At 56.1% G+C, this 9,834-nt stretch carries 7 protein-coding genes; 6 read left to right on the plus strand and 1 reads right to left on the minus strand.

The genetic code is table 11. From position 1 onward, the window contains the following. The first annotated feature begins 363 nt into the window (after positions 1–363). Genes K6R05_RS07275 through biuH form a run of 3 tightly spaced genes read left to right on the plus strand, consistent with a single transcriptional unit; the run spans position 364 to position 3,780 of the window. Positions 364–1,800 (plus strand): amidase, encoded by a 1,437-nt coding sequence (locus K6R05_RS07275; protein WP_222925307.1) that lies wholly within the window; start codon positions 364–366, stop codon positions 1,798–1,800. After that, positions 1,797–3,113, plus strand: coding sequence for a purine-cytosine permease family protein (locus tag K6R05_RS07280; protein WP_222925308.1), 1,317 nt, complete (start codon positions 1,797–1,799; stop codon positions 3,111–3,113). The genes K6R05_RS07275 and K6R05_RS07280 overlap by 4 nt, the downstream gene beginning before the upstream one ends. Then, entirely contained in the window at positions 3,094–3,780 is a 687-nt protein-coding gene (biuH, locus tag K6R05_RS07285; RefSeq protein ID WP_222925309.1) for a biuret amidohydrolase, read from the plus strand. The genes K6R05_RS07280 and biuH overlap by 20 nt, the downstream gene beginning before the upstream one ends. A gap of 93 nt (positions 3,781–3,873) precedes the next feature. On the opposite strand, the gene K6R05_RS07290 is transcribed toward biuH, so the two are convergent. Beyond that, positions 3,874–6,060: a putative bifunctional diguanylate cyclase/phosphodiesterase gene (locus K6R05_RS07290; RefSeq protein WP_222925310.1), complete on the minus strand. Its 2,187-nt coding sequence runs from the start codon at positions 6,058–6,060 to the stop codon at positions 3,874–3,876. Between the two features lie 416 nt (positions 6,061–6,476). Here K6R05_RS07290 and K6R05_RS07295 point away from each other — a divergent pair, with 416 nt between their 5' ends. The 3 genes from K6R05_RS07295 to K6R05_RS07305 all read left to right on the plus strand — a co-directional run bounded on the left by K6R05_RS07295 (position 6,477) and on the right by K6R05_RS07305 (position 9,756). After that, positions 6,477–7,577, plus strand: a complete 1,101-nt coding sequence (locus K6R05_RS07295) for a mechanosensitive ion channel family protein (protein ID WP_222925311.1) — start codon at positions 6,477–6,479, stop codon at positions 7,575–7,577. 659 nt (positions 7,578–8,236) lie between these two features. Further along, entirely contained in the window at positions 8,237–8,950 is a 714-nt protein-coding gene (locus tag K6R05_RS07300) for a bacteriorhodopsin (RefSeq protein ID WP_222925312.1), read from the plus strand. Then, positions 8,947–9,756 (plus strand): Brp/Blh family beta-carotene 15,15'-dioxygenase, encoded by an 810-nt coding sequence (locus tag K6R05_RS07305; RefSeq protein WP_222925313.1) that lies wholly within the window; start codon positions 8,947–8,949, stop codon positions 9,754–9,756. Before K6R05_RS07300 ends, K6R05_RS07305 begins: the two co-directional genes overlap by 4 nt. Positions 9,757–9,834: the final 78 nt, after the last annotated feature.

A 9,834-nucleotide genomic window follows, 5' to 3' on the forward strand; every position in this document is an offset into this window, starting at 1 on the left:
CTCATCCCTGCCGCAGCTTATGAATCCCTGAAACTCGATTTTTGCTCTCCTGCTCAGTAACCTCAAACATCACTGGTAAAGATGTGGTTATTGATTCCAGCATATCGGCCGCTGTTGCTGATTATCGACATCGTTTTGTAAGCCAGCCCGCAAACCATTCAGCTATTACGCCCCTTTATCGCGCAGGCCTGCGCCATCATCGTGCTGAAAAATAAACAGCCACCCATCCCCAACATCATAAGAATTCGATCTTGTATCCCAGCCCGTATTCCATCTGGCATCCCCGTTTCAGACCGGATGCATCACCGCTAACTGGCACGCTTCATGCACTCGCTGACAGGTACAATTCTGGCGAGGTAACCCATGTTTGACTCCTTATTAGACGAAGATGCCACCACGATGGCCGCTCTGATTCGCAGCGGGGACGTGTCGGCGTGCGAGCTGACCGGGGCGGCGCTGGCGCGGATGGAACAGCGGGAACCGGCGATACAGGCTTTTTGTACCCCGACGCCTGAACGGGCAATGGCACAGGCCAGAGAAGTGGATGCCCGACGGGTGCGCGGGGAAACGCTGGGCGCGCTGGCGGGCGTACCGCTGGCGGTGAAGGATTTAATCTGCACCGCAAACGTCAGAACCACCTCCGGATCGGCGGCATACAAAGATTTCGTACCGGAAGATGACGACATCACGGTGGAACGGTTGCTGGCCGCCGACGCCATCCTGCTGGGCAAAACGACTGCGCCGGAGTTTGGTTACAGCGGCGTCGGACACAATCCGCTGTTCCCGTCACCACGCAATCCCTGGGATCGGGCAATGACGCCAGGCGGTTCCAGCGCAGGTTCCGGCGCAGCGGTAGCGGCGCGGCTCTGCCCGATTGCACTGGGCAGCGACGGTGGCGGCTCGGTACGCATTCCGGCAGCGCACTGCGGCATTTTTGGCTTTAAGGCGTCAATGGGCCGGGTGCCATTGTGGCCCGGCTGCCGCGATGAGCGCTATCCCGGCGTGTCGAGCTGGGAGTCACTGGAGCATATCGGGCCGATGACGCGCAGCGTGCGCGATGCCGCCCTGATGATGTCGCTGATGGCCGGGCCGGATATGCGTGACCGCCACTCGATCCCTTGCTGCGACGTTGACTGGCTGGGCGCACCAGAGCATTTGCCTGGCAAACTGCGCATCGCCTTTAGCGCAGATTTTGGTTATGTGGCTGTTGACCCGGAGGTGCGGGCGCTGGTCAGCGCGGCGGTGCAGCGTTTTGCCGCTGAAATCGGGGCTGAACTGGAGGTGGCCGATCCCGGCTTCCCTGATCCGGCTGCCGCCTTTGGCGCGCTGGTGGCGATGGAGAGCGATCTCACCGGCATGCGCCAGATGATGGCGGAGCAGGACAGCAAGATGTCGCCGCATCTGGTCGCCATGCTGCAGCGCGACTGGCGGGCGGAAAACTTCACCGATGCCATCACCACCCGAAAAGCGGTCAGCAACAGCCTGTGGCGCTTTATGCAGCGCTTTGATCTGCTGATCACGCCGACGCTGGCAGTGCCGCCATTTCCGCTGGGGATGCAGGGACCAGAGATCATTGATGGCCGCATGGTCCGCAGCGATCACTGGCTCTCGTTCTGCTTCCCGTTCAACTTCACCGGACAGCCTGCTGCGTCTGTGCCCGCCGGTTTTACCGCCAGCGGCCTGCCCGTCGGGATGCAGATTGTCGGACGTCATCTTGATGATGCGTTAGTGCTGGCTGCCAGTGCCGCTTTCGAGCGCATTCAGCCGTGGAATCACCTTCAACCCGGAATCGCCCAATGAAAACATCTGATACACCTGCGCTGGAGCAGGAGTTTGAACATGAGCCGGTGCCGCTGTCGCACCGTCATTCCACCCGCTCCGTCTCGGCGGTCTGGTTTGGCTTTCCGATGATCCTCACCAACGCGCTGTTTGGCGGCATCATCACCTGGCATCTGGGATTCTGGCCCGCGCTGATCGCCATTCTGCTGGGCAACCTGGTGCTGTTCGCCTATGTCGGTGCGCTGAGCTGGTACGCCGGTAACAGCGGGATGAACTTCGCTCTGCAGGCCAGACGCACCTTTGGCAGCAAAGGCTACATCCTGGTTTCCGGTTTTCTCTCGACGGTGGTGATCGGCTGGTATGCCTTCCAGACCGGTCTCACCGGCACGGTGATTAATCAGACCTTTGGCTGGAATGCGCTGGCGGTGACCGCCTTTGCCATGATCCTTTACACAGGTATTACGTTCCTGGGCGTGCGGGCGCTGTCGGTACTGGGGATGATCGCCGCGCCGCTGTTTGTGGTGCTGGGGATGGTGGCGTTGTGGCTGATCAGCAAACAGCACGACTTCTCCATCGTGACGCAGTGGAAGGGCAGCGCCAGCGCCGCCGGTGCCATGAGCATGGGCACTGCCGTCACTATGGTGGTGGCCGGTTTTGCTGACTCCGGCACCATGACCGCCGACTTCACCCGCTGGTCGAAGAATGGCCGCTCGGCGGTGATTGCCGCGTTCTCTGCGTTCCCGATCGCCAATGTGATCTCCTATCTGTTTGGCGTGGTGATTGTGGCAGTGGGCGCGGCGGTTGATCCGCTGACCAACGGCGGTAACTTTCTGCCGATGCTGATGGGACACAGCGCCTTCCTGTCGGTGGTGGCCTTTCTGTTTGTCTTTATCAATCTGGGGTCAGTTTGCACCCACTGTCTCTACAACGGTGCGGTGGGTTTCAGCCATCTGTTCAGCAGCAAAATGCGCCTCTGGACGCTGATCCTCGGTGCCATTGGCGGCGTGCTGGCGCTCGCGGGAGTCTGGTCTTACTTCCTGGAGTGGCTCAGCCTGCTGGGCATTGTGGTGCCGCCGTTTGGTGCGGTAATGATTGTGGATTTGATTTTCATGGCGCGCATCAGCGAGCAGCGTCCGGCGCAGCGTTTCCGTGGCACCGCGTTTGCCGCCTGGGCGATTGGCAGCCTGTGTGCAGTCATCGCCCATGTGGCTTTCCCGCAGTTCGGTGAAGCGGTGATCGGTTTGATGACCGCCGCCATCAGCTACACCCTGATCAGTAAAATGCGCATGTCGCGCCCGGTAATGGAGAACAGCAATGCCCGACTACAGCGTTAATTCGACCCCCTACGCCTGGCCGTTTGACGGCAGCTTTAGCCCGGCTGACACGGCGCTGATCGTGATTGATATGCAGACCGATTTCTGTGGTGTCGGCGGCTATGTCCACAGCATGGGCTATGATGTGAGCCTGACCCGCGCGCCCATCGTCCCTTTGCAGCAGGTGCTGGCGGCGATGCGCGCCCGGCAGTTTCCGATTATCCATACCCGTGAAGGACACCGGCCCGACCTCAGCGATCTGCACGCCAACAAGCGCTGGCGCTCGCGACGGATGAACGCCGGGATCGGCGATGTGGGACCCTGTGGCCGTATTCTGGTGCGCGGTGAACCGGGCTGGGAAATCATCCCGGAGCTGACTCCGTTGCCGGAGGAAGTGGTGATTGATAAACCGGGGAAGGGATCGTTTTACGCCACCGATCTGGAGCTGATTCTGCGCAGTCGCGGCATCCGTAACCTGATCCTGACCGGTATTACCACCGACGTCTGCGTCCATACCACGCTGCGCGAAGCCAACGATCGCGGCTTTGAGTGCCTGGTGCTCTCCGATTGCTGTGCTGCGACCGAGCAGCGGCATCATGAGGCGGCGCTGAGCATGATCCCTATGCAGGGCGGCATCTTTGGCGCGGTCGCTACGTCGGCCGCGCTGCTGGATAGCCTGGGCGTGTAGCGTTTTGCATCCCACAGTAAGAGGTGCTGCCCTGATTCTCAGGGCGATTCCGCCTGGCCTGAGCGCCGTTATGCGCTCAGGCCATCCACAGCACTATTCGCGCTGCGTATCCTCTGGCGCAGGTAATCTCATCAGCGCTTCAAGCTGATCGGCGGGTACCGCCTGACTGAACAGATAGCCCTGCAGCTGATTACAGCCTGCATCTGCCAGTGCAGACATCTGCCCGGTGGTCTCGACACCCTCCGCCGTCACTATCAGCCCCATGGCATGGCCCAGTTTCACCACGGATTCAACAATCGCCACGGAATTTTCCGCCACGCCCAGCGACTGGGTGAACGAGCGGTCAATTTTGATTTTGTCCACCGGGAAGGTGCTGAGGTAGTTGAGGCTGGAGTAGCCGGTGCCGAAGTCATCCAGCGCGATGCGGAAGCCTGCTTCCCGCAGCGACACAATAATCTCGCGTGCTTCGCGTTCATCCTCGATTAATACGCCCTCAGTGATTTCCAGCTCCAGCCGCTTTGGGTCACCGCCGTGCTGGCTGACAATCGCCATTACACGGTCAACAAAGCCGGTAGAGCGGAACTGCACGGGCGAGACATTGACAGCCACCAGCAAATCGGGAAAGCGCTGCTGAGTGGCACAGGCTTCAGCCAGCACCCATTCGCCCAGCGGGATAATCAGGCCGGTCTCTTCGGCAATCGCGATAAATTCACCGGGTGCGATCAGGCCGCGCGTCGGGTGATGCCAGCGCAGCAGCGCTTCAATGCCGACCATCTGCTGACCGCCAACGTCCATCAGTGGCTGATACCATACCTCAAGTCCCTGTCGGGTTTGCAGCGCCGTACGCAGATCGGTGGCGATGGTCTGCCGGGTTTGCACTGACTCATCCATTGCCCGTTCAAACTGACGAAACCGGCCGCGCCCGCCGCTTTTGGCTTCATACAGCGCGATATCGGCTTTGCGCATCAGCTCCAGCCGATCAATGCCGTCTTTAGGTGCCAGCGCCAGTCCGATACTGGCCCCGCTCCAGACATCGCTGCCGAACAGGGTAAACGGCTGAGCCAGCTCGTCAATCATGCGCTGCGCCAGGCTATTCACCTGACCAATATTATCGACCTCCGGCATCACCACCATAAATTCATCGCCCCCGATGCGTCCCACGGTATCGCTGGCCCGCACGATACGACTCAGGCGCTGCGCCACCGCGATGATCAGCTCATCGCCAGCATGATGACCGTGGGTATCGTTGACGGCCTTGAAGCGGTCAAGATCGATCAGCAGCAAGGCTACCCGCTGATCGTTGCGCGTCGCCAGGGCCAGCGCCTGGGCTAAGCGGTCTTCAACCAGCGCGCGGTTCGGCAGGCCGGTCAGCACGTCATGAAATGCCAGATGTTGTGCCTGCGCTTCCGATGCGCCCAGCCTGAGCATCGATTGCGAGAGGTTAACTGACGAGTTCCAGAGTCGCCGTACCATATAAAGACAAAGCAGCGATATCGCCAGCACCGCCAGCCCGGTAGACGGCCCGATGGTGCGCAGCATCTGCGCACCCGGGCGGGCGGGGATCCAGTTGAGATAGCCAACCGGCTCGCCCGCCTGCGCGATCAGCAGATAGCGTGCGCTGGTGCCGGACTGAGATGTGCCATCAGAAAAGTGCAGTCCCTCCAGCTGATTGCGTTCCGCCAGGCTCGCCAGATAACCGTCGTCGAGAAATTTCAGGCTCACCAGCCGGAAACGCGGCAGGTCGTTGCTATCCCGCTGGATGCTACCCACGGCCAGCGCCGCAGCTCGCTGGGTAACACGGGCATAATCGGCGTTATCCTGACGCCTGGGATCCTGGATCAGCGTGTTTTGCAGCACCTCGGCGATCAGCGGACCGTTGTCCGCTTCCATAACCGGCTGGCCTTCACGCCAGACTCTGACGATCTGGTTTTGCGCATCCAGCACCATAATCAGCTGATGGCCGAACATCTCATACAGCCACTGCCCGATGTTCTCATCCAGCCACCTGTCGCTGTTCCCCTCAGCCAGATGCTCCTCAAAGGGCCGCCAGCGTGACAGGCTATGCAACTGGCGCAGATGCTCATTCAGACTCTGCGAAAAAGAGGCCTCAATCATCCGCTGCTGCTGATGCCGGGCCTCAGTATTGGTCAGTGACGTGCCAATAAATAGTGCCGCACCCGCACCGGCAAACGTCAGCACAAGGATAGCCACCAGCGGCACCAACACTTCGCGCAGAAAACTGTGGCGAAAATCAGAGGAAAGTTTAAGGGTGTTAATCATATTGTTGTTTTTCTCAGCAGCAGGGGAACAGCTTAAAAATTAGCAGATAGGAACAGATCTTCCATGAAAAGCTTGATGGATAGTGAGCAGGCGAGCGTTTTTCTGTTAACGAGCGGCGGGGGCAGGCTGACAGTCAGGGAAAGAAAGTGAGTACGTTTTATCAGTTATTTTAATGAGCGCGGCAGTCATGCCGAGGGCATAAAGGTCAGGATGGTAAACCCTGACCTGTGCGGTAAGGCTGACAGGCTGAATTCGGCCGCAAGTCCATCACCGCGCATTTCCTGCCAACTTCGCTGCTATGGTTCATACTCATGAGCGCTGATTGTGTTACGAATGGATAACCGTGCAGACAACGGTTACTGAGTGGGTCACTTATCTGACAGCCTGCGCCTGACAGCTAACGAAAAGGGAAAATAATGCCATTGTTATTCGGTGAGTTATCTGGTTTCCCGTCATGGGTACCTGTTGTATTACTCGTCTCGCTTTCTTTTATTCTGGGTTTCCTGGCCCGCCTTATCCTGCTCGCGTTTATCCGCTACTGGCAGGGCCGTGACAGAAAGCTGTTCAAATCTCTGGAAAAGCACCTTAGCGGTTCGATGTTCTTTTTCGTGCCGTTATTGATGATCAATGTCGGGATTAACTACATCGATTTCCATCCTGAATCACTTGAACTCATCACCAATATCATCAACGTTTTTATCATCATGTCATTCTGCTCGGTCTTAATCCGGCTGACCAACGTGGCGCAGGATATGCTTTATATCCGCTACGACATTAATATTTCCAATAACCTGCGTGCGCGAAAAATCCGTACTCAGATTATCTATGTCAAGAAAGTCGTTATTGTCATCCTGGTGCTGTTCTGTGTTTCGCTGATTCTGCTGAGTTTTCCCGGCGTGCGTAAATTCGGCACCACTATTCTGGCCGGTGCGGGTGTGGCCGGTATCATTATTGGTTTCGCTTTACAGAAGTCGCTGGTTAACCTGTTCGCCGGTATTCAGATCGCCTTTACCCAGCCGATTAAGATTGATGATGCAGTGGTGGTGGAAAAGGAGTGGGGCTGGATTGAAGAGATCAACCTGACCTATGTGGTGGTGCGCATCTGGGATCTACGCCGTCTGGTGCTGCCGATTACTTACTTCACCGAGAATCCGTTTCAGAACTGGACGCGCAACAACGCGCAGATTTTAGGCTCGGTATTTCTCTATGTGGATTACTCGATGCCGCTGGAGCCATTGCGTAAGCATTTCGACAAAATCCTGAGTGAAACCAAACTCTGGGACCAGGAAACCTCGGTGCTTCAGGTGACCGACACCACCGAAAAAACCATGACCATCAGGATGCTGATGACCGCCCAGAACTCCCCGATCGCCTTTGATTTGCGCTGTTATGTGCGTGAAAAGATGATTGAGTTTATTCAGCAGAATTACCCGGAAAGCCTGCCACAGGTGAGGGCGTCGCTGACGGATAGTGGGTCGGAGAAGGTGGGGAGAGCAGTAATGGAAGAAAATATTTAGAGAAGGAGAGAAACGGCAGTTTAATTGGGTTTGCAGAAAAATACAGCTGTCGTTTCGATTTTATAAGCCAGAAATTAAGTTTGCGCATTCTTTCCCCACTTATGGATTGGGCATAAGATAACGGGCAGGATGGGGGCAACTTTTAGACATTATTTCTTTTTATCGTTTTACGTTTAATCGGCAGACATCAGAATTCAGTTTTTATTTATGCCATTGAACCCATGTGAAACGCCTCACCACGCTATTCTCATAGCGCCCGATTTCATATTTACCACTGAAAAATAAAATTATTGCTCTTTTGTCAGTTTATGCAAATAAGAGGTCTGCCCCACCGCCATGATAAAAAATATGACTTAAATCAATAGGTTATTTTCAGGATTGCTTTCTCTTTTTTTGAGGTTATGGAAGTAAAGCGAAACGCTGAGAAACATAACTTTACATTGAATTTTTTATCAGACGCTTACCAGGTTGATAAAAGAGGTTAATTTAACCGTTTATTTAAAAATAAGAACTTGTGAGTTAATCATCCTGAGCAGATGACGAATATCACCATATACTTTCAGCATATTCGTTGAATGAATATAAACCTGCTTGATTAACGATAATTTGTCGCTGCATTGCTGGCGCGATACCGGCGTTTTAGTACAGGAGAGAAAAAAATGGATCAATCCGCATTCATGATTGGGTTTTCGGTCATGGCCATCGCATCACTGATTATCTACGTGACGGGTGACAAAAAATATCCTTTTGGCCACCATACACTCGTGCACGCGTCAGTCCCGTTTATTGCGGCCACGGCTTATCTGGCCATGGCGTTTGAATTTGGCAACCTCACGCTGGACAGTGGCACGGTAGTGTATCTGGCACGTTATGCTGACTGGTCTGTCACCACGCCTCTTTTACTGGCCGGGCTGGTCATGCTGGCTTTCCATGAACAGGGTAAGCCGGGCGAAATGGCGGGCTTTCTCACGGCCATCATTGTGCTGGATGTGATGATGATCGTCACCGGTCTGGTCTCTTCGCTGGCTGAAAATGCTGTCGCGAAATGGGTCTGGTATCTGTGGTCATGCGCGGCATTTCTGGGCGTTGTTTATCTGCTCTGGGGACCGCTGCGTGCTATAGCCGCTTCGCGGGGTAGTGCGCTGGCAGGTGCATATAACAAAAATGTGGCCTTGCTGACCATCGTATGGTTTATCTATCCGATCGTTTTTCTGGTGGGTCCGGAAGGGCTCAACATCATTACTGATGCGACATCGGTCTGGGCATTCCTGATTCTGGATATCATCGCAAAAGTTTTCTATGCCTTCTACGCCGCGGCTAACATGAAGAAAGCCCTTTCTCATGCCGTGCCTGTTGGTGCAGTCAGGAGATGAGAGGCCAGGTGCGGCTCGGCTGGGCAGGACTGTGGGGGGCAGCGCTGGCGGCCTCTTTCAGCCCTCTTGCCGGGCAGGTGCTGTTTGCGACCGGAGCGATTGGCCTTATCGGCATGGCGCACGGTGCCAGCGATCTTGACGTCGTGAAACGCGAGCGTCAGTTTCCATTTCTTGCCGCCTATGGGCTGGTCATTGTGCTCTGTCTGTTCTGGTGGCACGGTGCGCCGGCACTGGCGCTGCCCGTTTTTCTCCTGGCCTCAGCCATACACTTTGCACTTGAGGATGCCCCTCATGGATGCAGCATTGAACGTCTGGCGCGGGGAATAAGCATGATAGCGACGCCAGCTGCTCTGCATCTGCAGGCGTTCAGTACAATTCTGCATGAGGCGGGGCTGGGATTTTCATTGCCACACTCTTTTGCTGCAGGCATTGCCCTCACAGGGGGAGTTTGTGCAGCAGGCCTTATTTTTGTGGGCTTACTCCGCCGGGACAGACGTCTTCTGGCCGGTACACTGGCATTATTACTCCTTCCGCCTTTCGTCGGTTTTTCAATGGGCTTTCTGATTTTGCATGCGCTCCCGCAAACCCGGCAGCGGCGCGATCTGCTGGGATGCAAAAGCTACACAGGCTACCTGCATGCCACATGGCCGGTACTGACGGCAGCCATTCTGCTGGCGGCGGGAACCGTCGCGATGATGCATCCCACGGATAAAGCGGGAATTCAGTCACTTTTTGCGGCACTGGCCGCACTGGCGATTCCGCATATGCTCATTACGCCCTGGTTTAAAACACGGCAAGAAGCGTAAAGCCATCGTGCAGCACCCTGAAAGTGTTCCCGGACAAACAGAGCAGAGGGTTTCAGGCCTGAGCTCTATTCCCATGAC

This window comes from Pantoea alfalfae, from assembly GCF_019880205.1.
Lineage (GTDB): Bacteria > Pseudomonadota > Gammaproteobacteria > Enterobacterales > Enterobacteriaceae > Pantoea > Pantoea alfalfae.

Bases quoted from the DNA above. Each gene is read 5' to 3' on its own strand.
- K6R05_RS07300 (WP_222925312.1), top strand. From the start codon at position 8,237: ATGGATCAATCCGCATTCATGATTGGGTTTTCGGTCATGGCCATCGCA.
- K6R05_RS07290 (WP_222925310.1), bottom strand. From the start codon at position 6,060: ATGATTAACACCCTTAAACTTTCCTCTGATTTTCGCCACAGTTTTCTG.
- K6R05_RS07305 (WP_222925313.1), top strand. From the start codon at position 8,947: ATGAGAGGCCAGGTGCGGCTCGGCTGGGCAGGACTGTGGGGGGCAGCG.
- K6R05_RS07275 (WP_222925307.1), top strand. From the start codon at position 364: ATGTTTGACTCCTTATTAGACGAAGATGCCACCACGATGGCCGCTCTG.
- K6R05_RS07295 (WP_222925311.1), top strand. From the start codon at position 6,477: ATGCCATTGTTATTCGGTGAGTTATCTGGTTTCCCGTCATGGGTACCT.
- K6R05_RS07280 (WP_222925308.1), top strand. From the start codon at position 1,797: ATGAAAACATCTGATACACCTGCGCTGGAGCAGGAGTTTGAACATGAG.
- biuH (WP_222925309.1), top strand. From the start codon at position 3,094: ATGCCCGACTACAGCGTTAATTCGACCCCCTACGCCTGGCCGTTTGAC.